Consider the following 24561-nt stretch of genomic DNA (forward strand, 5'->3'; position numbering starts at 1 on the left):
AAGAGGTCAGGCGCTGGTGGCGTAGTCCTCGGCTTCCTTCTCCAGCGTGATCAGGGTCAGCTTCGGGGTGGACTGCTCCTTCGAGACCGTCGCGTAGCCCCTGCTGCGGTAGAGGCGGAGGTTGGTCTCGTTGCGGTGTCCGGTGAAGAGGCGGAAGCGCTTCGCGTCCAGGGAGGCGGCGAGGTGCGTCTCCACCGCGGTGAGCAGGCGGCCGCCCAGGCCGTGGCGGCGCATGCGCGGGTGCACGATGAGCTTTCCGATGTGCGCCGTGCCGTTCTCGTCGACCGTCGCCCGGACCGAGCCGACCACCTCGTCGCCCAGGCGGGCCACCAGCGCGTGACCCCGGCCGAGTTCGGCCGTCAGGTCCGCCAGGGACTGGGTGAGGGGTTCGATCGTGTAGTCGTCGTACAGCTCAGCCTCGCTCTGGTAGCAGAGGTACTGGAGTTTGAGGATCTGCTCGGCGTCCCGTTCGTCCGCCACCGCAGAGATGATCACGCTCGTGCCCATGTGCTGCCTCCTGCTCGCCCGCTCCACCGGCCGGTTCTACGGCTCCATTCCCCTGCGCGCAGGGGGCGCAACCTCCGCCGCGAGCATTCTGCGCAGGCATCCCAGGCAACGGGAACGCATCGGCCCCAAACTCCCTTGTGACATTCCCAACTCCCCTGCGATTTCCCGGTAGGTGGGGTCTGCGGGCGACAGCAGGAGGGAGAGCAGCGGACGGCAGCGGGCCGGCAGGCGGCGGACCGCCGCCCGCAGCGCGCGGCGGCGTTCGGCGGCGAGTGCCTCCGGTTCGGGACCCGCGTCGTACGCCGTCGCGGGTTCGGCGGCGTACGGGGCCTCCCGCCTGACCCGGCGGCGGGCGAGCCGGGCCTCCGCGCGGACCGCGCCGCGCAGCAGGCCCGCGGGCTGGGGCGGCAGGGCCGTGCCGGGGTGCTCCAGCAGCCGAACCCAGACGGCCTGTTCGAGGTCGGCGGCGTCGACCCCGGCGCCCGGCGCCTCCGCCGCGGCCTCGGCGGCGAGGAGGGGGGTCAGCGCCTGCACCTCGTGTGGCTGTAGATCCATGCCCGGCGGGACGCGGCCCGGAGCCGGCGCGGTTGCCGGTCCGGGCGCGACTCACCCGTACGGGTAACGGGTCGACGACGGAGGGGGCGGGCTAGGGACGGTGGTCGGCCGCCGCGAGGAGGGCCGTGTCCGGGTGGTCCGAGAAGATGCCGTCGATGCCGGTGGCGAAGTAGGTGCGCAGCGCCTTGAAGACGTCGCCGTGGGCGGCCGGGTCGGCGCCCCTGCGGAAGTCGGCGGGCAGGAAGGCGTTCTCGTTGCGGGCCGTGTACGGGTGCAGGACCAGGCCCCTGGCGTGGGCGTCGCGGACCAGGGTGGTCGGCTTGCCGAGCTTGCCGGCGGCGTCGCGCGGAATGACCAGGTCGAGGGTGGGGCCGATGCCCTGGGCGTACGAGGAGATCCACTTCAGGCCCTGGGGGGTGACCAGGTCCGCCACCGTGCGCGGGTCGCCGGACCGCACGAAGTCCCAGGGGCGGTCGCCGGCCGCGCCCAGCAGGACGACGCGGGGGGCGGCGACCAGCTTCGCCATGCGCTGCATGCTGCCGGGCTCGAAGGACTGCAGGAAGGTCGGGGAGTTCGCCTGGTGGCGGCCGTACCTGCGCAGGAGGCGGGCGAGGGGCTCCTCGAGGCCCAGGCCGAGGTCCCGGAAGTAGGTGGGGTGCTTGGTCTCCACGTGCAGCCACACCGGGCGGTCGCGCCTGCGGCCCTCCTTCTCGGCCCAGCGCAGCACCTCCTCGAAGGTGGGTATCGTCCAGCGGCCGTCGTAGACCGTGTTGCGCTGGCGGACGGCCGGGATGCGCTCCTTGGCCCGCAGGGTCTTCAGCTCGGCGAGGGTGAAGTCCTCGGTGAACCAGCCGGTGAGCTTCACGCCGTCGACCGACTTGGTCGTGCGGCGGGCGGCGAACTCGGGGCGGTCGGCGACGTCGGTGGTGCCGGTGATGTCGTTCTCGTGGCGGCAGACCAGGTGGCCGTCCTTGGTGGGGACGAGGTCCTGCTCGATCACGTGCGCACCCATGTCCAGGGCGAGCTGGTAGGAGCCGAGGGTGTGCTCGGGGCGGTAGCCGCTGGCTCCGCGGTGGGCGACGACGGTGGGCGACGGCAGCCGCCGGTAGGCGGGTGTGCCGTGGCCGTCGCCGCGTCTCACGGATTCCGCGGCCTGTGCCGTGCCGGAGATCCCGAGGGCGGCGCCGGACGCGCCGAGGACCGCCGCACCGAGCAGTGTCCGCCGCCCCGGGCCGAATTCCGCACCTTGTGTCATGAAAGCTCCTCGGTGTCCTGTCGATCTTCAGATGGGCCGGCGCGTTCTTGACCCGCGCTTGACCGGCCCGTGCCCCGATGGGGGCCCGATCGTAGACGCGTACGCATGACGGAGGGGAGACACTGGACGGAACGCACCGCAAACACAGGTCAACACTGTGTATCCGATCGGTGAACCCGATGTGCGATCAGCGGTGACCCGCGAGTATCGTCCTCACCTGCGCCGTCCCGCGTAAACCTGATTCCGTTCGCCGGAATCCACGACTTCGGAGGAACCGTTGTCCCGTCTCGGGCTCATCAAGGCAGTGCTCGGACCGATCTTGCGTCTGATGTTCCGCCCCCAGGTGGAGGGCGCTGAGAACATCCCGGGGACGGGTCCGGTGATCCTCGCCGGCAATCACCTCACGTTCATCGACTCGATGATCATGCCGATCTGCCTGGAGCGTCAGGTCCACTACATCGGCAAGGACGAGTACGTCACGGGCAAGGGCCTCAAGGGCCGTCTGATGGCGTGGTTCTTCACGAGCTGCGGCATGATCCCGGTCGACCGGGACGGCGGGCGCGGCGGCGTCGCGGCGCTGATGACCGGCCGCCGGGTGCTGGAGGAGGGCAAGATGTTCTCGATCTACCCCGAGGGCACCCGCTCCCCCGACGGCCGCCTCTACCGGGGCCGCACCGGCATCGCGCGTCTGACCCTGATGACGGGCGCGCCGGTCGTCCCGTTCGCGATGATCGGCACCGACAAGATCCAGCCCGGCGGCGCGGGCCTGCCCCGGCCGGGCAAGGTGACGGTGCGCTTCGGCAAGCCGATGGAGTTCTCGCGCTACGAGGGCATGGACCGCGACCGCTACGTGCTGCGCGCGGTGACCGACTCGGTGATGTCGGAGGTCATGCAGCTCTCGGGCCAGGAGTACGTGGACATGTACGCCACGAAGGCCAAGGCCGCCTGACCGCGGCCGGTTCGCCACGGGAGAGGGCCCGCCGGATGTTTCCGGCGGGCCCTCTCCCGTGGGCGTGTCTCGCGTGTACGTCAGTGCTCGACGCCCTCTTCGAGCTTCTGGCCGCGCAGCATGAACCAGGCGGCGCAGGCCGTCGCGAACAGCACCAGCGCACCGACCAGGGCGGCGGTCTGGAAGCCGTCGGTGAAGGAGTCCCGGGCGGACGCCAGGAGGACGGCGGCCTGGTCCTGGGGCAGCACGGCGGAGGACTCCACGGCCCCGCCCAGCGAGTCGTGCGCGGCCGCCGACACGTCGGCGGGCACCCCGTCCGGCACCGGGAAGCCCCGGTAGATGCCGGTGACGATGGAACCGAGCAGGGCGATGCCGAGGGCGGCGCCGAGCTCGTAGGCGGTCTCGGAGACGGCGGAGGCGGCGCCCGCCTGCTCCTTGGGGACGCTGGAGAGGATCACGTCGGCGGTGACGGTGAAGGCGAGGCCGGCACCGAGGCCGCCGAGGAACAGCGCGCAGCCGAGCGCCACGACGCCGGTGTCGGCGGTGAGCAGGGTGCAGGCGGCGAGCGCGAGCCCGACGGCGGTGAGCCCGCCCGACACCGCGAGGCGCACCGAGGTGCGCCGGGCCAGGAACCCGGCGGCCAGACCCGCGCCCACGGCGCCCACCGCGGCCGGGAGTTCGATGAGCCCGGCCTGCAACGGGGAGCGCTCCTGGACCAGTTGCAGGAACTGGGAGAGGAAGAAGACCAGCCCGGAGAGGCCGAGGATGGTCAGCAGGTCGGCGAGGACGGCGCCGGAGAAGCCGCGGTGCTGGAAGAGGCGCATGTCCAGCAGCGGGGACGGGAGGGTGCGCTGACGGCGTACGAACCAGTGGAGCGCGCCGATTCCGACGACCGCGGCGACCGCGATGTCCCAGCGGAAGCCGTGCACGGCCGCTTCCTTGACGGCGTATACGACGACGACCATGCCGACCAGCGAGAGCAGCACGCTGAGCAGGTCCCAGGGGCCGGGCGAGGGGTCCTTGGACTCGGGCAGCAGCTTGATGCCGACGACGACCAGGACGGCCATGACGGGGAGGTTGATGAGGAAGACCGAGCCCCACCAGAAGTTCTCCAGGAGGAACCCGCCGACGACGGGCCCCACCGCGGCGCCCGCGGAGGCCGCCGCACCCCAGATGCCGACGGCGAGGCTGCGTTCCTTGGGGTCGTGGAAGATGTTGCGGATCAGCGCGAGGGTGGACGGCATGAGGGTCGCACCGGCGACGCCGAGCAGGGCGCGGGCGACGATCATCATCTCGGGGCTGGTGGCGTACGCGTTGAGCACGGACACCGCGCCGAACGCGACGGCACCGGTGAGCAGGAGCTTCTTGCGTCCGATCCGGTCGCCGAGGCTGCCCATCGACACGAGCAGGCCCGCGATGACGAACGAGTAGACGTCACCGATCCACAGCAGTTGCGTCCCGGAGGGCTTGAGGTCCTCGCTCAGGAACGGCGTCGCGAGGCCGAGGACGGTGGCGTCGACGGCCACCAGCAGTACGGCGAACACGAGGACGGCCAGCGCGAGCCAGCGGCCCGGCCCGGCCGCGCCCGCGGACTTCGGCGCTCCCGCGTTCCGCTGTTCGGTGCTTGTCATTTCTCCACGCTCCGTCGTACACCGCCGAGCAGCAACTCGACGATCATGTGCTGGTAGTCGTTGCCGGCGGTCCGGCCGTCCTGGATGGACCAGGCGGCCGAGGTGACGAGCCCGTACAGGGCGTCGGTGAGCCACGCCGGGCCGAGGTCGATGCGGAACTCACCGCTTTCCTGGCCGCGCCGGAAGAGGGCGGCGATGCGGGCGTCGACGCGGTCCCAGCCCTCGTTCTGCTGGTCCTCGAAGAGCTGGTTCTCGGTGATCAGGAAGGCGAACAGCCCGGCGGCGGACTCGGATTCGGCGATGAGGCGGCGCAGCGCCTCGGTCGCGGTGTCCTCGTCGAGCCGGGCGGCGTCGAGCGCGGCGTCCAGCTCGCGCAGCCCGAGCTCTTCGAGGGCCTTGATGAGGGCGTCCCGCCCGGCGAAGTGCCGGTGCAGGGTGGCCCGTCCGATGCCGGCGGCCCTGGCGACCTCGTCCATGGTCGCGGTGGCTTTGCGGGTGAGGAGGGCGGCGGCGGAGCGGAGGACACGGTCGCGGTCGACTGTCATGAGACAAGAATAGCCCGGGTGAGACGTAAACGTCTCAAGCATGCGACTGCCCCGGGTCCGGAGGGCGGTGGGGACCGCTTCCGGGCCCGGGGCGGGGCGAGGGAGACCTGTCCGTGCGGGCGGTCAGGCCTGGGCGCGGACCTCGGCTCCGTACGCCTTGACCTCCTCCGGCGCCAGGTACGACTTCGTCCGCTCGAAGTCCTGCAGCGTCTTCGGCTTGTTGTCCTGGAACCCGGTACGGACGAAGTCGTCGCCCGCCACCGCGTTGAGCCCCCAGTTGACGAGCACGCGCGCCCGCGCGGTGAGCGTGGGGAGGGCCATCACGTGGTAGCCGCGCGCCACCACCTGCGCGGGCAGCCCGTGCAGTTCGACGCCCAGCGGCTTGGAGACCGCGTCGGCGCCGCCCAGGTCCACCACCAGGCCCAGGTCCTTGTGGATGTACGGCTTCAGGGGCGCGCCGGTCATGCTCGCGACGATGTTGTCGGCCAGCACCTTGCCCTGCCGCTGCGCGTGCTGGGCGGTCGGCGGGCAGATCGCGTCGCCGCCCTTGGCCACGTCCGGCACCGCCGCCACGTCGCCGGCCGCGTACAGACCGTCGTAACCCGGCACCTTCAACTGGTCGGAGGAGATGATCCGGCCCCGGACCGTCTCCGCGCCGAGCGTGGTGACCAGCGGGGACGCGGCGACGCCCGCCGTCCAGATGAGCGTGCGCGAGGGGAGGGAGCGGCCGTCCGTCAGCTTGACGCAGGTGTCGTCGACCGAGGCCACCGACGTGCCCAGCGAGAACTCGATGCCGCGTTCGCGCAGCATCGCCATCGCCTTGACGCCGAGCCGTTCGCCCAGTTCGGGCAGCAGCCGCGGGGCCACGTCGACCAGGTGCCAGCGGACCAGGGAGGGGTCCAGCCGGGAGTAGCGCTTGAGCGCGTTGGTGGTCAGGCGCTGCAGGCAGGCGGCCGTCTCCACGCCCGCGTAACCGCCGCCGACCACCACGAACTGCAGGCGCGCCCGGCGCTCCTCCTCGTCCACGGCCGCCGCCGCGAGGTCGAGCTGCTCGATGACGTGGTCGCGGATGTACGCGCCCTGCCCGAGCGTCTTGACGCCCAGCGCGTGGTCGGTGAGGCCCGGGATGTCGAAGGTGCGGGTCGTGGACCCGGCGGCGATGACCAGGTGGTCGTACGGCTTGGCGGTGATCTCGCCCGTCGTCTTGCGGACGATGCACACCTTCGCCTCGGCGTCGATGCCGATGGCCACGCCCGGCACGATCTTCGTGCGGCGCAGGCGGCGGCGCAGCGAGACCGCGACGGACTGGGGGGTCAGCACCCCGGCGGCCACATGAGGGAGCAGGGGGAGGTAGAGCTGGTAGTCCTGGGGGGAGATCAGGATCAGTTCGGCGTCGCGCGGGGAGAGCTTGCGTTCCAGGCGGTGCAGGCACTCGACTCCTACGAATCCTGCGCCGACCACCACAATCCTCGGTCGCGTCATCGTGTCCACTGCTCCTTCGCTCCGGCGGGAATCGCGGAAATCGTCTCCAGCATCGGCGTTCTTGCGCCTGCCCGCTCGTTGGCGGGGGATTCGCGAAGCATCCGGGGGAGATCGTCCGGAACTCCGCCCGGCCCCGTGCGCCCGCCGTGAACACTTTGACAAAACATACAGACCTCCGCATAGTTATGCCTACCGACGTCGGGGGCCGCGGCCCGGAGCGACCTCGTCCGACGGTCACTCGTTACGCCCACGACGTGTTTCCTCCCCGTGCCTCCGCGCGGGGAGGGGACCGCCCATCGAGACCTCTTGAGGAGTTCCAGCTGTGAGCAGCAACACCGGTGAAGGCCGGCTCTGGGGCGGCCGGTTCGCCGACGGTCCGGCCGAGGCCCTGGCCAAGCTGTCCGCGTCCGTCCACTTCGACTGGGTGCTCGCGCCGTACGACATCGCCGGGTCCCGCGCCCACGCCCGCGTCCTCGCCAGGGCCGGACTGCTCACCGCCGACGAGCTGACCCGCATGCTGGCCGGACTCGACCTGCTCGAGGCGGACGTCGCCTCGGGCGACTTCACCGGCACCATCGCCGACGAGGACGTCCACTCGGCGCTGGAGCGGGGTCTCATCGAGCGCCTCGGCGCCGACCTCGGCGGCAAGCTCCGGGCCGGCCGCTCCCGCAACGACCAGGTCGCCACCCTGTTCCGGATGTACCTGCGCGACCACGCCCGGATCATCGGCGGCCTGCTCGCCGAACTCCAGGACGCGCTGGTCGGGCTGGCCGAGGCGCACCCGGACGTGGCGATGCCGGGCCGCACCCACCTCCAGCACGCCCAGCCCGTGCTCTTCGCCCACCACGTCCTCGCGCACGTGCAGTCGCTGTCCCGGGACGCCGAGCGCCTGCGGCAGTGGGACACCCGTACCGCCGTGTCCCCGTACGGCTCGGGGGCCCTGGCGGGCTCCTCGCTGGGCCTGGACCCCGAGGCGGTCGCCGCCGACCTCGGTTTCGAGCGCGGGTCGGCCGGCAACTCCATCGACGGAACAGCCTCCCGGGACTTCGTCGCCGAGTTCGCGTTCATCACCGCGATGATCGGCGTGAACCTCTCCCGGATCGCCGAGGAGATCATCATCTGGAACACGAAGGAGTTCTCCTTCGTCACCCTCCACGACGCCTTCTCCACCGGCTCCTCGATCATGCCGCAGAAGAAGAACCCCGACATCGCCGAGCTGGCCCGGGGGAAGTCGGGCCGCCTCATCGGCAACCTGACCGGCCTGATGGCCACGCTCAAGGCCCTGCCCCTCGCGTACAACCGGGACCTCCAGGAGGACAAGGAGCCGGTCTTCGACTCCTGCGAGACGCTCGAAGTCCTGCTGCCCGCCTTCACCGGCATGATGGCCACCCTCACCGTCCACCGCGAGCGGATGGAGGAGCTGGCCCCGGCGGGCTTCTCGCTCGCCACGGACATCGCGGAGTGGCTGGTCAAGCAGGGGGTGCCGTTCCGGGTGGCACACGAGGTGGCGGGCGGGTGCGTGCAGGTGTGCGAGGCGGAGGGCATCGAGCTCGACCAGCTCACGGACGAGCAGTTCGCCAAGATCTCCGAGCACTTGACGCCCGAGGTGCGCACGGTGCTGAACGTCCCGGGCGCCCTGGCCTCCCGCAGCGGGCGCGGCGGCACGGCCCCGTCGGCGGTCGCCGTCCAGCTCGCCGAGGTGAAGGCGGACCTGGCGACCCAGCACGCGTGGGCCGAGGCCAAGAAGTAGCACCCGCCACGCACGGACGGAGGGGCCCGGACGCACCGCGTCCGGGCCCCTCCGTCCGTGCCGCGCCCGACGCGTCGCGCGGTGGCGCGGCCGTCCCGGCCGACGGCCGGCGACCGCCCGTCCACCTGGTGAAACACTGCGTCCCGCACAGTGCTTGAGCCGAAGAATGGACCCCATGGGAAAGTCATACGACGACATATCTGGGCGGCTGCGCGCCTTCATCGAGGCGCAGCCGGTCTTCTTCACCGCCACCGCGCCCCTCGCGGGCGACGGGACCATCAACCTCTCCCCCAAGGGCCTCAAGGGTTCCTGGGCGGTGCTCGACGAACACACCGTCGCCTACCTGGACTTCGCGGGGTCCAACGCCGAGACCGTGGCGCACCTGCGGGAGAACGGGCGGATCACCCTCATGTGGTGCGCCTTCGAGGGACCGCCGAACATCGTGCGCGTGCACGGGCGCGGCGAGCCGGTCTTCCGGGACGATGCCCGCTTCCCGGAGCTGCTGGAACGGTTCGGCGGGTACGACGTCACGCGGAACGGGCTGCGGGCCGTCGTCGTCGTCACGGCCGAGAAGGTCCGGGACACCTGCGGCTACGCCGTCCCGTTCATGTCGTACGACGAGGACCGCACGCTCCACACCTCACGGTTCGCACGGGAGGACGACGCGTCGCTGTCGGCGTACTTCGAGGGGAAGGACGACATCGCGACCAGCATCGACGGGCTTCCCGGAGTGCCGTTGCCGCTTCCGCCGCTGAAGGCTCCGTAACGTCGGGGGATGATCCTCACGCGCGTCGCCGGCTGTGCCGTCCTGGTGTCCTGTCTGCTCGGGCCCGGCGCCCCCGAGGCCCCGCTGCCCGAGCGGATGGCCGACACCGGCGGCGGGCGGCAGCTCGTCACCGCCGTCGCCGACGACCCGCGCGCCACCACCGGGACCGTCACCTGGTGGGAGCGGCGGGGCGCCCGGTGGGTCGAGGCGGGGAGCGCTCCGGCGCGGTTCGGGGCGAAGGGGCTCACCGAGGGCGCCACGCGCGTGCAGGGCACGAACACGACGCCGACCGGGCTGTACGCGCTGCCGTACGGCTTCGGGACCGAGGCCGCGCCGAGGGGGACCGACGTCGCGTACCGGCGGGTCGGGCCGGACTCCTGGTGGTGCCAGGACAACCTCTCCCGGTCGTACAACCGGTGGGTGGAGGGACTGCCGAAGGACTGCCGGGCGGGCGAGTCCGAGAAGCTGGACGCGTACGGGGCGCAGTACGCGCACGCCCTCGTGGTCGCGTTCAACTACGACCGGCCCGTGCGCGGGCGCGGCGCGGGCGTCTTCCTGCACGTTGACGGGGCCGGGGCGACGGCCGGTTGTGTGTCCGTGCCCAAGGAGGCCATGCGGCGGATCCTGCGCTGGGCCGATCCGGGACGCGGGCCGCACATCGCCATCGGGACGACGGGCGGGCGGACGGCGATCACCCGCTACTGACGCGTACGTGTAGCGACCACATATCGAGACGGTGTTGCGCGGGCGGGCCCCGCGGGCGTTGCATCGCGCCGTGCGCACCGATTCCGAGACACCCGCTGTGAACAGCCAGGACGACGCGGACCGGACGGCCAGACGGGCCGTCACCGTCTTCCCGGTCCTGGTCCTCGCCGCCGGCGCGCTGGGGCTGCTGGCCCCGGGCGCCTTCGCCGACGGGAGGGCCGCCGTGCCGTACCTGCTGGGCGTCGTCATGTTCTGCATGGGGCTGACGATGACGCCGGTGGACTTCCAGGGGGTCGCGCAGCGGCCGTGGGCGGTGCTGCTCGGGCTGGTCGCGCACTACGTGATCATGCCGGGACTGGGCTGGCTCATCGCCCACGCGCTGAGCCTGCCGCCGCAGCTCGCCGCCGGCGTCGTCCTGGTGGGCTGCGCGCCGAGCGGGACCGCGTCGAACGTGGTGACGTACCTGGCCCGTGGGGACGTGGCGCTGTCGGTGTCCGTCGCGACCGTGTCCACCATGCTGGCCCCGCTGGTCACGCCGCCGCTGACGCTGCTGCTGGCCGGGGAGTACCTGTCGGTCGACGCGGGCGCGATGGTCGGGGACATCCTGAAGACCGTGCTGCTGCCGGTGGTGGCGGGGCTCGTCGTGCGGCTGGCGGCCGGGCGGCGTCTGGACCGGGCGCTCGGTGCGCTGCCGTGGCTGTCGGCCGGGACGATCGCGGTCATCGTGGCCGTGGTGGTGGCGGGCAGTGCCGCCGCGATCAGGTCGGCGGCGCTGCTCGTCCTCGTCGCCGTGGTGCTGCACAACGGGCTGGGGCTGGCCCTCGGTTACGGGGCCGGGAAACTCGGCGGGCTCGGGAAGCCGGCGAGCCGGGCGATGGCCTTCGAGGTCGGCATGCAGAACTCCGGGCTCGCCGCCTCCCTGGCCACCGCCCACTTCAGCCCGCTGGCCGCGCTGCCCGCGGCGGTCTTCTCGGTGTGGCACAACGTGTCGGGCGCGCTGGTGGCCGCCTGGATGTCGTACCGCAGCAGGAAGAGCGGGGAGTGACTAGCGCTCCTTCTGCGCGAGGCGCAGCAGGTGGTCGGCGAGGGCCTGGCCGCCCGCCGGGTCGCGGCTGATCAGCATCAGCGTGTCGTCGCCCGCGATCGTGCCGAGGATGGCGCGCAGTTCCGCCTGGTCGATCGCCGAGGCCAGGAACTGGGCGGCGCCCGGCGGGGTGCGCAGGACGACCAGGTTGGCCGAGGCCTCCGCCGAGATGAGCAGCTCCGCGGAGAGGCGGCGCATCCGCTCCTCCTTGGCGGACTCCCCCAGCGGCGCCTGCGGGGTGCGGAAGCCGCCCTCGCTGGGCACCGCGTAGATCAGCTCGCCGCCGGTGTTGCGGATCTTCACCGCGCCCAGCTCGTCCAGGTCGCGGCTGAGCGTCGCCTGGGTGACGCTCAGCCCGTCGTCGCTGAGGAGCTTGGCGAGCTGGCTCTGCGAGCGCACCGGCTGCCGGTTGAGGATGTCCACGATCCGGCGGTGGCGGGCGGTCCGGGTCTGGGGGACGGCGGGGCCGCCGTTGCCGCCGTGGTCGTTGTCCCGCGCCTGCGCCTCGGTCATCTGCGTCATTCTCCGGATCGTCGGTCCCCGTGTGCCGTGTCGAGAACACCGGGGAGTGCTTGGAGGAACGCGTCCAGGATGTCGTCGCCGATGGTCAGGGCGGGCATGAGCCGTACGACATCCGGGGCGGGCGCGTTCACCAGGAAACCGGCGTCCTGAGCCGCCTGCGCCACCTGGGGGGCGCGGGACTCCGACAAGACGATACCCAGGAGCAGGCCCGCCCCCCTGACGTGGGACACCAGCGGGTGTCCGAGTGACTGGATTCCGTTGCGCAGCTTCTCGCCCTTGCGCTTGGCCGCGTCGAGGAGCCCGTCGGCGGCGAGCGTGTCCAGGACGGCGAGTCCGGCGGCGCAGGCGATCGGGTTGCCGCCGAAGGTGGAGCCGTGGTGGCCGGGCCGCAGGAGGTCGGCGGAGGCTCCGTACGCGATCGTGGCTCCCAGCGGAAGGCCGCCGCCCAGGGCCTTGGCGAGGGTCACGATGTCGGGGTCGACGCCTTCCTCGGCCTGGTGGGCGAGGAAGTGGCCGGTGCGGCCCGTTCCGGTCTGGACCTCGTCCAGGACCAGCAGGGTGCCGGTGGCCCGGGTGATCTCGCGGGCGGCCCGCAGGTAGCCGGGCGGGGGCACGACGACGCCGAGTTCGCCCTGGATGGGCTCGACGACCAGCAGCGCGGTGTCCTCTGTGACGGCCTCGCGCAGGGCCGCCACGTCTCCGTACGGTACGTGGGTGACCTCGCCGGGGAGCGGGAGGAACGGCGTCCGCTTGCCCTCCTGGCCGGTGAGGGCGAGCGCGCCCATGGTGCGGCCGTGGAAGCCGCCGGTCGTGGCGACCACGTGGGTGCGGCCGGTGAGCCGGCCGATCTTGAAGGCGGCCTCGTTGGCCTCGGCGCCCGAGTTGCTGAAGTAGACCTTGCCGGGGCGCCCCGAGAGCTCGATGAGGCGTTCGGCGAGCGCGACGGGGGGTTCGGCGACGTAGAGGTTGGAGACGTGGCCCAGGGCGGCGACCTGCCGGGAGACGGCCTCGACGACCGCCGGGTGGGCGTGGCCGAGGGCGTTGACCGCGATACCGCCGACGAAATCGGCGTACTCCTTGCCGTCGGCGTCCCGGAGGGTGGAGCCCGCACCGTGCACGAGGGCCAGCTCCGGGGTGCCGTAGTTGTCGGTGAGGGCGTGCCGCCACCGCCCGGTGAGGTCGGCGTTGCTCATGATTCCCCCTGGGTGAGCTGCTCGTCGGGCACGACCATCGTGCCGATTCCTTCATCCGTGAAGATCTCCAGCAGGATCGAGTGCTGGACCCGCCCGTCGATCACGCGGGCGGTGTTCACGCCGTTGCGCACGGCGTGCAGGCAGCCCTGCATCTTGGGCACCATGCCGCTGGCCAGCTCGGGGAGGAGCTTCTCCAGTTCGGTGGCGGTGAGGCGGCTGATGACGTCGTCGCTGTGGGGCCAGTCCTCGTAGAGGCCCTCGACGTCGGTCAGGACCATCAGCGTTTCGGCGTCCAGCGCCGCAGCGAGTGCCGCAGCCGCCGTATCAGCATTGACGTTGTAGACACGTCCCCCCTCGGAGGCGTCCTGGGAGCGGGCGATCGAGGAGACGACCGGGATGCGGCCGTCCGCCAGGAGTGCCTCGACGGCACCCGTGTCGATCGCGGTGATCTCGCCGACCCGGCCGATGTCGACGGCCACGCCGTCGATCTGCGGGAAGTGCTGGGTGGCGGTGATGGTGTGCGCGTCCTCGCCGGTGATGCCGACGGCGAGGGGGCCGTGCTGGTTGAGCAGGCCGACCAGCTCGCGCTGGACCTGGCCCGCCAGGACCATCCGTACGACGTCCATGGCCTCGGGGCTGGTGACCCGCAGGCCCGCCTTGAACTCGCTGACGATGCCCGCCGCGTCCAGTTGCCTGCTGATCTGCGGGCCGCCGCCGTGCACGACGACGGGCTTCAGGCCCGCGTGGTGCAGGAAGACGACGTCCTGGGCGAAGGCCGCCTTCAGGTCCTCGTCGACCATGGCGTTGCCGCCGAATTTGATGACGACGGTCTTGCCCCGGTGGCGGGTGAGCCAGGGCAGGGCCTCGATGAGGATCTGCGCCTTGGGGAGGGCGGTGTGCTTGCGGGCCGTGGTCTTCTGGGGGCCGCTCATGAGGAGTACGCGCTGTTCTCGTGGACGTAGTCGGCGGTGAGGTCGTTCGCCCAGATCACGGCGGACTCGGAGCCCTCGGCGAGATCGGCGGTGATCTTGATCTCCCGGTAGCGCATGTCGACCAGGTCGCGGTCGTCGCCGACGGAGCCCTTCTTGCAGACCCAGACGCCGTTGATGGCGACGTTGAGCTCGTTCGGGTCGAAGGCGGCCTTCGTGGTGCCGATGGCGGACAGCACCCGGCCCCAGTTGGGGTCCTCGCCGTGCAGGGCGCACTTGAGGAGGTTGTTGCGGGCGATGGAGCGGCCGACCTCGACGGCGTCGTCCTCGGTCGCCGCGTTGATCACCTCGATGCGGATGTCCTTGCTGGCCCCTTCGGCGTCGCCGATGAGCTGGCGGGCGAGGTCGTCGCAGACGGTGCGCACGGCTGCCGCGAACTCGGCCTGGCCGGGGGCCACCTCGGACGCGCCCGAGGCGAGCAGCAGCACGGTGTCGTTGGTGGACATGCAGCCGTCGGAGTCGACCCGGTCGAAGGTCTGCCGGGTGGCGTCGCGCAGCGCCGCGTCGAGCACGGGGGCTTCGAGGTCGGCGTCGGTGGTGAGGACGACCAGCATGGTGGCCAGTCCCGGGGCGAGCATGCCCGCGCCCTTGGCCATGCCGCCGACCGTCCAGCCCGCCTCGCTGGTGTGCACGGACGTCTTGTGCACGGTGTCGGTGGTCTTGATGGCGATGGCGGCCTTCTCGCCGCCGTGGACGGAGAGCTCGGCGGCGGCCTTGTCGATGCCGGGGAGCAGCTTGTCCATGGGCAGGAGCACGCCGATCAGCCCGGTCGACGCGACGGCGACCTCGCCCGCGCCGACGCCCAGCACGTCGGCGGCCTTCTCGGCGGTGGCGTGGGTGTCCTGGAAGCCCCGGGGGCCGGTACAGGCGTTGGCGCCGCCGGAGTTGAGGACGACGGCCGCGATCTCACCGCCCTTGACGACCTGCTCGGACCACAGGACCGGGGCGGCCTTGACGCGGTTGGAGGTGAAGACGCCCGCGGCGGCCCGGCGCGGTCCGGTGTTGACCACGAGGGCCAGGTCCGGGTTGCCGTTCGCCTTGATCCCGGCGGCGATGCCCGCCGCCGTGAATCCCTGTGCTGCCGTGACGCTCACTGCATCTCCTTGTTCGCTTCTCCGCCCGCGCAGCGCAGCGGCGCGGGATTCGTGATCGGGTGCGGCCCGGTGGCTGCGCGTGTGACGCTCACCGCATCTCCTCGTTCGCTTCTCCGCCCACGCAGCGCAGCGGCGCGGGTTTCCTGATCGGGTGCGGCCGGACGGCTGCACGTGCGGCGCTCACCGGATCTCCTCGTTCGCTTCTCCGCCCACGCAGCACAGCGGCGCGGGATTCCTGATCGAGTGCGGCCCGGCGGCTGCGCGTGCGACGCTCACGGTGCCACCCCGATCGGGGAAAGGCCGGTGGACTCGTCGAGCCCGAGGGCGATGTTCATGCTCTGCACCGCGCCGCCGGCGGTGCCCTTGGCCAGGTTGTCGATGGCGCTGACGACGACGATCCGGTGGGCCGCCTCGTCGTACGCGACCTGGATCTGTGCGGCGTTGGAGCCGTACACGGAGGCGGTGGCCGGCCACTGCCCCTCGGGAAGGAGCCGGACGAACGGCTCGTCGGCGTACGCCTTCTCATAGGCGGCGCGCACGTCCGCGTACGTCACCCCGGGCCGGGCCTTCGCGCTGCTGGTGGCGAGGATGCCGCGCGGCATCGGGGCCAGCGTCGGCGTGAAGGAGACGGTGACCCGCTCCCCCGCGGCCGCGCTCAGGTTCTGGATCATCTCGGGGGTGTGCCGGTGGCCGCCGCCCACGCCGTACGGGGACATGGAGCCCATGACCTCGGACCCGAGCAGGTGCGGCTTCGCGGCCTTGCCGGCGCCCGAGGTGCCGGACGCGGCGACGATCACCGCCTCGGGCTCGGCGAGTCCGGCGGCGTACGCCGGCACGAGGGCCAGCGAGACGGCCGTCGGGTAGCAACCGGGCACCGCGATGCGCTTGGACCCCTTCAGCGCGGCACGGGCGCCCGGCAGTTCGGGCAGGCCGTAGGGCCAGGTGCCGGCGTGCGGGGAGCCGTAGAACTTCTCCCAGTCGGCGGCGTCGGCGAGCCGGAAGTCGGCCCCCATGTCGACGACGAGGACCTCGTCGCCGAGCTGCTCGGCCACCGCGGCCGACTGGCCGTGCGGCAGTGCGAGGAAGACGACGTCATGCCCGGACAGCACCTCAGCGGTGGTCGGCTCCAGGACGCGGTCCGCCAGCGGCGCGAGGTGCGGCTGGACGCTGCCGAGCGTCTGACCTGCGTTGGAGTGGCCCGTGAGGGCTCCGATCTCCACCTCGGGGTGCACGAGGAGGAAACGCAGCAGTTCCCCGCCCGCGTATCCGCTCGCACCCGCCACTGCCGCCCTGACCACCATCGGACCCTCCTTGTCGATGGCATGACTATACGTATGAGCGCAGGTTTATGCAAAGCTCGTTTTTCGCCAGGGAGGTCGGGCCGCCCCCTCTCACTCGTCGGGCAGGAGGAGCCAGATCTCGGAGAGGGCGAGGCCGTGGTCGTGGGTGGTCGCGCCGCACGGGCAGCGCAGGGAGGTCAGGCGCCAGTCGCTGGTCACAGTCCACGGGCCGTCCGTGTCGCCGCAGGCCGGGCAGGCGAAGGTACGGGCCGTCCACACGTCCGGGGCAGGCCTGCCGTAGTGGCGGAAACGGCCCGGGTGATGGGCTTGCCAGGGGGCGGTCGCGGGTGGGCGCGGGGTGCTGGTGGGCGGGTGCGGCGCGACCAGTTCGGTGAACAGGGCGCTCAGCGCGGGGAGCAGGGCCTCGCCCGCCGCCGTGGGCGGGGCGGCGGACAGCTCCCCGTATCTCGGTGCCGCGGCGGCGGCCGGTGGTTTCGGGGCGGCGTGCCACGGCAGGAGGGCTCGGGCGACGGCTGCCAGGAGGGCGGTGACGGGCGGGTCGACCGCGTGGGCGTCGAGGTGGTGGAGGGTGGCGCGCAGGACGCGCTGAAGCCGCCGGTCGCGGTCGGTGACGATCGTGCGTACGGATGCTGCCCGCCGGGACGGGAGCGGAGCGGTGAGGCGGGTCAGGACGGCTGCCGCCGCGTGGGCGTCGGCGGCGGAGGGGCACCAGGCCCCGGTGGCCAGGAGGCGGCGGACGCGGGCGGACTCGCGGGTCAGGGCGCGGGTGGGCAGGGGGCTGGGGGGTGTGAGGGGGTGCGGCTCGGGCACGGCGGGGTGCGGCTCGGGCTCAGGTGTCATGGCCGTCCTCCGTCGGCTGCCTGCCGCCCGTCGTGGGGCGCTGTCAGACCCAAGTGTCACACTGCGTCACATGAACCTGGCCGAGCTGACTTTCGAAGACTGGCGGGCCCTCGCCCCGGCCGCCGCCCGGCGTGCCGCCGAGGAGGCCGCACGACGGGTGGGGGGCCGGGTGGTCTCCGTGGAGACCGTCGCGCATCTCGGCGGGGTGCTGCACCGGGCTCGGATCGCGCGTGACGGGCGGGAGTTCGCGCTGATACCCGGCGGGGCGGTGGTACTCGGAGTCGACCTGGGGGCTTGGCGGCCGACGCCCGCGCAGGAGGCGGACTTCGCGGCGAGTGCGGCGCAGGGGCTCGCGCCGGGGCCGGATCTGCGGGCCCATCTCGCGCAGGTGCTCAGCCCCCGGCGCAGGGCGCTGCTCCCGACGGTGCTGATGGCCGTCGAGGCGGAGGAGCTGGACGGGCCTCCCGGGGAGGCGTCGGACGCCCTCGCCGCGCGGGGGCTGCGGCTGCCGAGCGCGGACGAGTGGGAGCACGCGTGCGGGGCGGGCGCGGAGACCCTGTTCCGGTGGGGTGACGCATGCCCGCTCGACTGTGATCCGTACGGGAGCAGGACCGGTCCGCACCGGGAGCCGAACGCCTTCGGGCTGCGCATCGCGTACGACACCTACCACGCGGAGTTGAGCGCTGATCCCGCATCGGTGCACGGCGGGGACGGCGGCGAGTCGGTGTGCGGCGGGTACGGGAACCTGCTCGCCTGGCTGCCGCTGGCCACCGCCCACCGCAATCCGGGAACGGCCCGGTTCGTGTACGGGGAGGAGGGGGAGGACGCCTGGGACGACTTCCGGGTACGGCCCGTGCTCGCCCTGTGAATCCCGGCGGCCTCAGCGCCAGTAACCGGTGAAGGTCACCGCGTCCTTGGGGAAGCCCCGCTCGGTGACCAGGTGGCGGCGGACTCCGGTGGCGAGGTGCCGGCCGCCCGCGGTCCAGGCGTATCCGGGGCCCGGGGGGAAGGCGGCGGCGCGGACGGCCGCGAGAGCCGTGTCGCCGACGGGGGTGCCGGGCGGCCGGGTCAGCCAGTGGAGGGTGGTGCCGGGGCGCGTGGCGACGGGCTGGGCGTCGTCGGCGTCCGGGAGTTCGACGTAGACCTCGGTGGGAACGTCGGACGGGGTCGAGCCGAGGATGCCGAGGATCGCGGGGAGCGCGCTCTCGTCGCCGACGAGCAGATGCCAGGCGGTGCGCTCCGGGGGCAGGAAGGTGATGCCCTCGTCGAAGATGCCGATCTCGTCGCCGGGCGTCGCGTCGCGGGCCCACTGCGAGGCGGGGCCGAGCCTGCCGTCGGCGTCCTCGTGGAGGACGAAGTCGACGTCGAGTTCGGGGCCTTCGCCGTAGCGGCCCTCGGTGCGGTGGTCGCGGACGGTGTAGTTGCGGCCGATGGGGCGGGTGTCCTTGGACATGAGCAGGTACTCCGCGGCCCAGAGCCCGCTGGTGCGCTTCGGGAGGCGGAGCACGCCCTCGGCCGTGGGCAGGAAGACCCGGAACCACTGGTCGTACCCCATGGGCACGAAGCGGTTCAGGGCCTCGCCGCCCAGGGTGACGCGGACGAAGCCCGGGCTGATCCGCTCGCGCGCCACCACGCGCAGGACGAGGAACTCCCGCCGCTCGGGCTTTCGATGCTTGCCGTCCTTGGCCATGCCGTTCACCCCTCAACTAAGTTAGGTGAGGCTAACCTAACACCGGCTCGGGCTGGTGAGTACCGTCGGACGGCACGGTGCCGCGGGGGCGCGCAAGGGTGCTGGAAGGACACCGGGCCGGTCGGTCAACGGGGCTCGGCGGGGGCCGCGTTGACGGAATCGCACCTGTTGCCCCTGGGGCGGGTGAGGTTAGATGGCGGCTGCCGAGGTACCGGGAGAAGTGAGGTCGGCCCGTGGATGTGGGTTACGTCGTGCTGGCGTGTCGCGTGCTCGTCGCGATGGTGTTCGTGGCCTCCGCGGCAAGCAAGCTGCTCTCGGCCGCCTCGTTCCGGTCGTTCGTGACGGCGACGCGGGACATGGCGGTGCCCGGCGTGCTCGCCCCCGCCGTCGCGGTGTGCGTGGTGGCGGGAGAACTCGGCGCGGCGGCGCTGCTGGTGCTGTGGCCGGGCGGAACGGCCGGTTTCGTCGTGGCGGGAGTGCTGCTCGTGGCGTTCACGGCGGGGATCGCGGGCGTGCTCCTGCGGGGCAAGGACCAGTCCTGCAACTGCTTCGGGTCCACCACCGCGCCGATCGGGCCCCGGCACGTGGTGCGCAACGCGGCGTTGCTGGCGGTGGTGGCGGCCGGGCTGCTCTGCCAGGCCCCCTGGGAGGGCGGAACGCACTGGGCGGGCGTGGTGGCGGCCTCCGTCGCCGGGGTGGTCGGGGCGGCGCTGGTGCTGTCGACGGACAGTCTGGCGGAGCTCTCCACGAAGGGGTCCGCCGGGGCCACCGGGGACACGGGGACCCCCGGACCGCCGAGGGCGGCCGGAACCGGGGCGGACGGCCGCCGCTGACGGACGCACCGCGCGAGCGCCGGGCGCGCGGGGGCAGGGATTGACGGGCCGCCTCGGTTGCAGGGCCCGGTCCTCGCCCGTACGGGACACCCCGCCGCCGAGGCGGTACGGCGCAGGGGACGACGGCCCCGGCCCGGCTCGTACGGCCCGCGCCGACGCGGGTGACGGCGGTCCGTACGCCGGGCGGCGCGGCCCCGCCCATCCGGGACTCGCCTCTCCCGGCTCCGCCCCGCAACCGCTCCGACGCGGCCCCGACACGGAACCGCCCCGGCCGGTGAAGTACCGGCCGGGGCAGTCCTGTTGACGTGGCGTCAGAGGATCAGGCGAGGGTCGCCAGCGCCTCGTTCAGCGTCTTCGACGGGCGCATGACGGCCGAGGCCTTCTTCGCGTCCGGCTGGTAGTAGCCGCCGATGTCGACCGGCGAGCCCTGCACGGCGATCAGCTCGGAGACGATGGTCTCCTCCTGCTCGGCCAGCTTCGCGGCCAGCGAGCCGAACGCCTCGGCGAGCGCGGCGTCGTCGGTCTGCTTCGCCAGCTCCTGGGCCCAGTACAGGGCCAGGTAGAAGTGGCTGCCGCGGTTGTCGATGCCGCCCAGCTTGCGGCTCGGGGACTTGTCCTCGTTGAGGAAGGTGCCCGTGGCGCGGTCCAGGGTGTCGGCGAGCACCTGGGCGCGCGCGTTGCCCGTGGTGGTGGCGAGGTGCTCGAAGGAGACGGCCAGCGCCAGGAACTCGCCGAGGGAGTCCCAGCGGAGGTAGTTCTCCTTGACGAGCTGCTGGACGTGCTTGGGGGCGGAGCCGCCGGCGCCCGTCTCGAAGAGGCCGCCGCCGTTCATCAGCGGGACCACGGAGAGCATCTTGGCGCTGGTGCCCAGCTCCAGGATCGGGAAGAGGTCCGTCAGGTAGTCGCGGAGGACGTTGCCGGTCACCGAGATGGTGTCCTCGCCGCGGCGGATGCGCTCCAGGGAGTACGCGATGGCCTTGACCGGCGACATGATCTCGATGGTGAGACCGTCGGTGTCGTGGTCGCCGAGGTACTTCTTGACCTTGGTGATGAGCTGCGCGTCGTGGGCGCGCTCCTCGTCCAGCCAGAACACGGCCGGGACGCCGGTGGCGCGGGCGCGGGTGACGGCCAGCTTGACCCAGTCCTGGATCGGGAGGTCCTTGGTCTGGCACATGCGGAAGATGTCGCCGGCGCCGACGGCCTGCTCCAGGACCGCGTTCCCGGCGGCGTCGACGACGCGGACCGTGCCCGAGGTCTGGATCTCGAAGGTCTTGTCGTGGGAGCCGTACTCCTCGGCCTTCTGCGCCATCAGGCCGACGTTCGGGACGGAGCCCATGGTGGCCGGGTCGTAGGCGCCGTGGGCGCGGCAGTCGTCGATGACGACCTGGTAGATGCCCGCGTACGAGGAGTCCGGGAGGACCGCGAGGGTGTCGGCCTCGTTGCCGTCCGGGCCCCACATGTGGCCGGAGGTGCGGATCATCGCGGGCATCGAGGCGTCGACGATGACGTCGGACGGCACGTGCAGGTTGGAGATGCCCTTGTCGGAGTCGACCATGGCCAGCTCGGGGCCCTCGGCGAGCTCGGCGTCGAAGGACGCCTTGATCTCGGCGCCCTGCGGGTGCGACTCCAGGCCCTTGTAGATGCCGCCGAGGCCGTCGTTCGGGGTCAGGCCCGCGGTGGCCAGGACGTCGCCGTACTGGGCGAAGGTCTTGGGGAAGAAGGCGCGAACCACGTGGCCGAAGATGATCGGGTCGGAGACCTTCATCATCGTGGCCTTGAGGTGCACGGAGAACAGGACGCCCTCGGACTTGGCGCGGGCGAGCTGCGCGGTGAAGAACTCGCGCAGGGCGGCGACGCGCATCACCGAGGCGTCGACGACCTCACCGGCGAGGACGGGGACGGACTCGCGCAGGACGGTGGTGCTGCCGTCGTCGCCGGCCAGCTCGATGCGGAGGGAGCCCGCGTCGGCGATCACGGCGGACTTCTCGGTGGAGCGGAAGTCGTCGGCGCCCATGGTGGCGACGTTGGTCTTGGACTCCGGGGTCCACTTGCCCATGCGGTGGGGGTGGGCCTTGGCGTAGTTCTTGACCGAGGCGGGGGCGCGGCGGTCGGAGTTGCCCTCGCGCAGGACCGGGTTGACGGCGGAGCCCTTGACCTTGTCGTACCGGGCGCGGACGTCCTTGTCCTCGTCGGACTTCGGGTCGTCCGGGTAGTCCGGAAGCGCGTAGCCCTGCGCCTGGAGCTCGGCGATCGCGGCCTTGAGCTGCGGGATCGAGGCCGAGATGTTGGGCAGCTTGATGATGTTGGCGCCGGGCGTCTTGGCCAGCTCGCCGAGCTCGGCGAGGGCGTCGTCGATCCGCTGCTCCTCCTTCAGGCGCTCGGGGAAGCTCGCGATGATGCGACCCGCGAGGGAGATGTCACGGCTCTCGACCGTGACACCGGCCGTGGAGGCGTAGGCCTCCACGACGGGCAGGAACGAATACGTCGCGAGGGCCGGGGCCTCGTCGGTGTGCGTATAGATGATGGTCGAGTCAGTCACCGGGTACTCCGCTCCACGTCTGCAACATTGCTTGACGTCAAGATATCTCGTGAGCGGGGATGGGGGTGACGTGGGGGCGGGCGGGACGGGCCCGCCCCGGGTGACCTGGGCGGGCCCTTCCCGGTGACCTGGGCAGGGCCGTCCCGGTGACCTGGGCGGTGCCGTCCCGGGTGCCCCCGCCGCGGCCCGCGCGGGGCCGGGCCGCTCGTCTCAGGCTCCCGGCAGCCGGTCCAGGAAGCCCTTCACGGAGGACACCCGGCCGTCCGCCGCGACCGTGGCCACGTCGAAGCCCGCGACGGGCGCGGAGCCGTCCGCCGGGGAGACCAGCTCCCAGGTGAACCGGACGATGTCGTGGTGCCCGTCGGGCTCGCCCACGAGCCGGAACTCGAAGCCGGGGAACTGGGCGTGCGCCCCGGCGATCATCTCCGTCACCTCCGCGTGCCCGCGCACGTCGGCGACCGGGTCGGTGTAGGCGGCGTCCTCGGTGAAGGCGGCCGCGACGGCCTTGGCGAGGTCGTCGGGCCCGGTGGTGGCGTTCCAGGCGGCGAAGTAGCTCTGCAGGGCGGTGCGGAAGTCGGCGCTCATGACGGTCTCCTCTGGGTCCCGCGAACGGGCGTCTGCCGTACGGACGCCTGCCGTACGGGGATGTGCCGCACGGACGTGTGCCGTGCGGATACCTGCCGTACGGGCGTCCGCCGTACGGATTCGGGTGCGCCGCCGGTGTGTTTCCCCCGGCGGCACCCCCACGGTCTCCCCACCGCGGCCGGGCGTCGATTACTCCGCGGGTAAGGGGCCGGTGACCGGCCCCGGTCAGGGCCGTTCGGGGCCGAAGTCCACTTCCCGCCAGGCCTCGCGCGGCGGGCCGTCGGCGGTGGCCGCGCCCCAGGTCCGTACGGGACCGCCCTCCCCGGCTTCGTACGGCTGCCAGCCCGGGTTCCCGGTCGCCGCGAACTCGGCCCAGGCGCGCACGAGGGCGGCGGACAGCTCGTCGTCCCCGGCCAGGGGCGGCCCGCCGATGAGGAACTCCAGCGCGGGATCGTGGTGGTTGCCGAAGGCGAAGGGGACGTCCGCGCAGTGCCAGGCCCGCACGAGGGGCGTTCCGTCGGCTGCGGTGCGCCGCCGGGCGAAGCGGGACAGGTAGGCGCGGCCCCCGGCGCGGACGTGGGCGTCGGCGACGCGGTGGCTGTACTCGGCGAAGGCCCGGTCGCCCAGGAGCGCGAGGTGGACGTCGGGGACGGACGCGCCGGGCATCCGGTCCCGGTAGGCGGCGGGCAGGGCGGCGGGAAGTCCGAAGTCGGCGCAGAAGCGGGCGAGTTCGGCCTCCGTCTCCACCGGGGCGGTGCTGCCGACGGCGTCGAAGAGCCGGCTCTCCTCGGTGGTGTGGCAGACCAGCAGGTCCACTCCGGCGAGCCGGGCGGCGGCGTGCGCCGCGAGAGGGTCGGCGGGCAGGTCCGTGCCGTCGGCGACCGGACCGTACAGAACGGGGTCGTAGCGCCTGCGCCCGATTCCCGCGTCCTGCCGCCAGGCCGCCGCCACCCGGTCGGACGCGGCCACCAGCGCCGCCGGGGACGCCCCGAGCAGGCCGTCGGCGGTGGGCACGACACCGGCCTGCGCCGCCACCGTGCGGGTGACCTCCTCGGCCAACTCGCCCGAGAAGCAGGGCCCGACGGGGCTGTGCGCGATGACCCGGCCGAACAGCCCGCGCGCCTCCTCGCGCAGCAGCAGGCTCACCGCGGAGGTGGCCCCGGCGGACTGGCCGGCGACGGTGACGCGCCCGGGGTCGCCGCCGAGGGCCGCGATGTTCGCGGCGACCCAGCGCAGCGCGGCGACCTGGTCGAGCAGTCCCCGGTTCGCGGGGAACTCCGCCCCGCCGCCCGGGACGTGCCCGAACCCCTCGAAGCCCAGGCGGTAGTTGAGGGTGACGACCACCAGACCGGCCCGGGCCAGGACCGTGCCGTCGAAGTCGGGCTGGGCGCTGGAGCCGAAGGTGTACGCGCCGCCGTGCAGCCAGACGAGGACCGGCAGTCCCGAACCGCCCCGCGGGGACCAGACGTTGAGGGTGAGGACGTCCTCGTCCCCGGGCGACCAGGAGGGCGCGCCGGGCAGTTCGGCCGACTGCGGGGCGACGGGCCCGTGGGCGGTGCAGTCGCGCACGCCGTCCCAGGGCACGGGCGGCTGCGGGGCCCGGAAGCGGTTCGGCCCGAACGGCGGTGCGGCGTAGGGGATTCCGAGGTGGCGGAGGACGCCGGGGACGGCCTCGGCGCCCCGGACGAGCCCCTCCCGTACGCGGATCGGAGCAGGAAGGGGCTGGGCGGACTGCCGCATGCGCAG

The 24561-nt window shown here is 72.7% G+C and carries 23 protein-coding genes; 7 read left to right on the forward strand and 16 right to left on the reverse strand.

Annotated features, from left to right (window positions below):
• Positions 1-6 precede the first annotated feature (6 nt).
• From ACIP93_RS20370 to ACIP93_RS20380, 3 genes are all read right to left on the reverse strand, one after another.
• Positions 7-507 (reverse strand): GNAT family N-acetyltransferase, encoded by a 501-nt coding sequence (locus ACIP93_RS20370; protein WP_345224822.1) that lies wholly within the window; start codon positions 505-507, stop codon positions 7-9.
• Between the two features lie 36 nt (positions 508-543).
• Positions 544-1062, reverse strand: a complete 519-nt coding sequence (locus ACIP93_RS20375) for a sigma-70 family RNA polymerase sigma factor (RefSeq protein WP_401760769.1) — start codon at positions 1060-1062, stop codon at positions 544-546.
• A 91-nt stretch (positions 1063-1153) separates the two neighbouring features.
• The gene (locus ACIP93_RS20380; protein ID WP_401760771.1) at positions 1154-2317 is read right to left on the reverse strand and encodes a glycerophosphodiester phosphodiesterase; all 1164 of its coding nucleotides are present in this window, start codon (positions 2315-2317) and stop codon (positions 1154-1156) included.
• A 277-nt stretch (positions 2318-2594) separates the two neighbouring features.
• On the opposite strand from ACIP93_RS20380, the gene ACIP93_RS20385 reads away from it, so the two are divergent.
• Positions 2595-3266 (forward strand): 1-acyl-sn-glycerol-3-phosphate acyltransferase, encoded by a 672-nt coding sequence (locus ACIP93_RS20385; protein WP_189827421.1) that lies wholly within the window; start codon positions 2595-2597, stop codon positions 3264-3266.
• A gap of 80 nt (positions 3267-3346) precedes the next feature.
• On the opposite strand, the gene ACIP93_RS20390 is transcribed toward ACIP93_RS20385, so the two are convergent.
• The 3 genes from ACIP93_RS20390 to ACIP93_RS20400 form a co-directional block, all read right to left on the reverse strand.
• Positions 3347-4897 carry an MFS transporter gene (locus ACIP93_RS20390; protein ID WP_401760773.1) on the reverse strand — a complete coding sequence of 517 codons (1551 nt, stop codon included), beginning with the start codon at positions 4895-4897 and terminating at the stop codon, positions 3347-3349.
• Positions 4894-5442: a TetR/AcrR family transcriptional regulator gene (locus tag ACIP93_RS20395; RefSeq protein ID WP_401760775.1), complete on the reverse strand. Its 549-nt coding sequence runs from the start codon at positions 5440-5442 to the stop codon at positions 4894-4896. The genes ACIP93_RS20390 and ACIP93_RS20395 overlap by 4 nt, the downstream gene beginning before the upstream one ends.
• 123 nt (positions 5443-5565) lie before the next feature.
• On the reverse strand, positions 5566-6924 hold the full coding sequence (locus tag ACIP93_RS20400; RefSeq protein ID WP_401760776.1) for an NAD(P)/FAD-dependent oxidoreductase: 1359 nt from the start codon (positions 6922-6924) through the stop codon (positions 5566-5568).
• Positions 6925-7246: 322 nt separating this feature from the next.
• On the opposite strand from ACIP93_RS20400, the gene argH reads away from it, so the two are divergent.
• The 4 genes from argH to ACIP93_RS20420 all read left to right on the forward strand — a co-directional run bounded on the left by argH (position 7247) and on the right by ACIP93_RS20420 (position 11190).
• Positions 7247-8674 carry an argininosuccinate lyase gene (gene argH, locus ACIP93_RS20405; protein ID WP_401760778.1) on the forward strand — a complete coding sequence of 476 codons (1428 nt, stop codon included), beginning with the start codon at positions 7247-7249 and terminating at the stop codon, positions 8672-8674.
• 175 nt (positions 8675-8849) lie between these two features.
• Positions 8850-9440, forward strand: a complete 591-nt coding sequence (locus ACIP93_RS20410; RefSeq protein ID WP_401760780.1) for a pyridoxamine 5'-phosphate oxidase family protein — start codon at positions 8850-8852, stop codon at positions 9438-9440.
• 9 nt (positions 9441-9449) lie between these two features.
• Positions 9450-10145, forward strand: a complete 696-nt coding sequence (locus tag ACIP93_RS20415) for a L,D-transpeptidase family protein (protein ID WP_345224802.1) — start codon at positions 9450-9452, stop codon at positions 10143-10145.
• Positions 10146-10242: 97 nt separating this feature from the next.
• Positions 10243-11190, forward strand: coding sequence for a bile acid:sodium symporter family protein (locus tag ACIP93_RS20420; RefSeq protein WP_401760782.1), 948 nt, complete (start codon positions 10243-10245; stop codon positions 11188-11190).
• Here the strand turns inward: ACIP93_RS20420 and ACIP93_RS20425 are convergent, their stop codons facing one another.
• From ACIP93_RS20425 to ACIP93_RS20450, 6 genes are all read right to left on the reverse strand, one after another.
• Positions 11191-11742 carry an arginine repressor gene (locus tag ACIP93_RS20425; protein ID WP_345226648.1) on the reverse strand — a complete coding sequence of 184 codons (552 nt, stop codon included), beginning with the start codon at positions 11740-11742 and terminating at the stop codon, positions 11191-11193.
• 5 nt (positions 11743-11747) lie between these two features.
• Positions 11748-12944, reverse strand: coding sequence for an acetylornithine transaminase (locus tag ACIP93_RS20430; protein ID WP_345224797.1), 1197 nt, complete (start codon positions 12942-12944; stop codon positions 11748-11750).
• Positions 12941-13876, reverse strand: coding sequence for an acetylglutamate kinase (gene argB, locus ACIP93_RS20435; protein ID WP_345224795.1), 936 nt, complete (start codon positions 13874-13876; stop codon positions 12941-12943). Before argB ends, ACIP93_RS20430 begins: the two co-directional genes overlap by 4 nt.
• On the reverse strand, positions 13873-15027 hold the full coding sequence (argJ, locus tag ACIP93_RS20440) for a bifunctional glutamate N-acetyltransferase/amino-acid acetyltransferase ArgJ (protein WP_345224793.1): 1155 nt from the start codon (positions 15025-15027) through the stop codon (positions 13873-13875). The genes argB and argJ overlap by 4 nt, the downstream gene beginning before the upstream one ends.
• A gap of 272 nt (positions 15028-15299) precedes the next feature.
• A complete protein-coding gene (argC, locus tag ACIP93_RS20445) occupies positions 15300-16328 on the reverse strand; it encodes an N-acetyl-gamma-glutamyl-phosphate reductase (RefSeq protein ID WP_401760785.1) in 1029 nt (342 codons plus the stop codon).
• A 90-nt stretch (positions 16329-16418) separates the two neighbouring features.
• Positions 16419-17168: a hypothetical protein gene (locus tag ACIP93_RS20450; RefSeq protein WP_401760786.1), complete on the reverse strand. Its 750-nt coding sequence runs from the start codon at positions 17166-17168 to the stop codon at positions 16419-16421.
• Positions 17169-17238: 70 nt separating this feature from the next.
• Between ACIP93_RS20450 and ACIP93_RS20455 the strand changes: the two genes are divergently transcribed.
• Positions 17239-18036: a hypothetical protein gene (locus tag ACIP93_RS20455; RefSeq protein WP_401760788.1), complete on the forward strand. Its 798-nt coding sequence runs from the start codon at positions 17239-17241 to the stop codon at positions 18034-18036.
• A 12-nt stretch (positions 18037-18048) separates the two neighbouring features.
• Here the strand turns inward: ACIP93_RS20455 and ACIP93_RS20460 are convergent, their stop codons facing one another.
• A complete protein-coding gene (locus ACIP93_RS20460; protein ID WP_401760789.1) occupies positions 18049-18858 on the reverse strand; it encodes a siderophore-interacting protein in 810 nt (269 codons plus the stop codon).
• Between the two features lie 233 nt (positions 18859-19091).
• Here ACIP93_RS20460 and ACIP93_RS20465 point away from each other — a divergent pair, with 233 nt between their 5' ends.
• Positions 19092-19691 carry a MauE/DoxX family redox-associated membrane protein gene (locus ACIP93_RS20465; protein WP_401760791.1) on the forward strand — a complete coding sequence of 200 codons (600 nt, stop codon included), beginning with the start codon at positions 19092-19094 and terminating at the stop codon, positions 19689-19691.
• Positions 19692-20010: 319 nt separating this feature from the next.
• On the opposite strand, the gene ACIP93_RS20470 is transcribed toward ACIP93_RS20465, so the two are convergent.
• The 3 genes from ACIP93_RS20470 to ACIP93_RS20480 all read right to left on the reverse strand — a co-directional run bounded on the left by ACIP93_RS20470 (position 20011) and on the right by ACIP93_RS20480 (position 24555).
• Positions 20011-22230: an NADP-dependent isocitrate dehydrogenase gene (locus ACIP93_RS20470; protein WP_401760792.1), complete on the reverse strand. Its 2220-nt coding sequence runs from the start codon at positions 22228-22230 to the stop codon at positions 20011-20013.
• Between the two features lie 210 nt (positions 22231-22440).
• Positions 22441-22815, reverse strand: a complete 375-nt coding sequence (locus tag ACIP93_RS20475) for a nuclear transport factor 2 family protein (RefSeq protein WP_345224779.1) — start codon at positions 22813-22815, stop codon at positions 22441-22443.
• Between the two features lie 225 nt (positions 22816-23040).
• Positions 23041-24555 (reverse strand): carboxylesterase/lipase family protein, encoded by a 1515-nt coding sequence (locus tag ACIP93_RS20480; RefSeq protein ID WP_401760794.1) that lies wholly within the window; start codon positions 24553-24555, stop codon positions 23041-23043.
• Between the last annotated feature and the right edge of the window lie 6 nt (positions 24556-24561).

Origin of the sequence: Streptomyces sp. NPDC088745, from assembly GCF_044751045.1 — a bacterium.
In the GTDB taxonomy this organism is placed as follows: domain Bacteria; phylum Actinomycetota; class Actinomycetes; order Streptomycetales; family Streptomycetaceae; genus Streptomyces; species Streptomyces cremeus.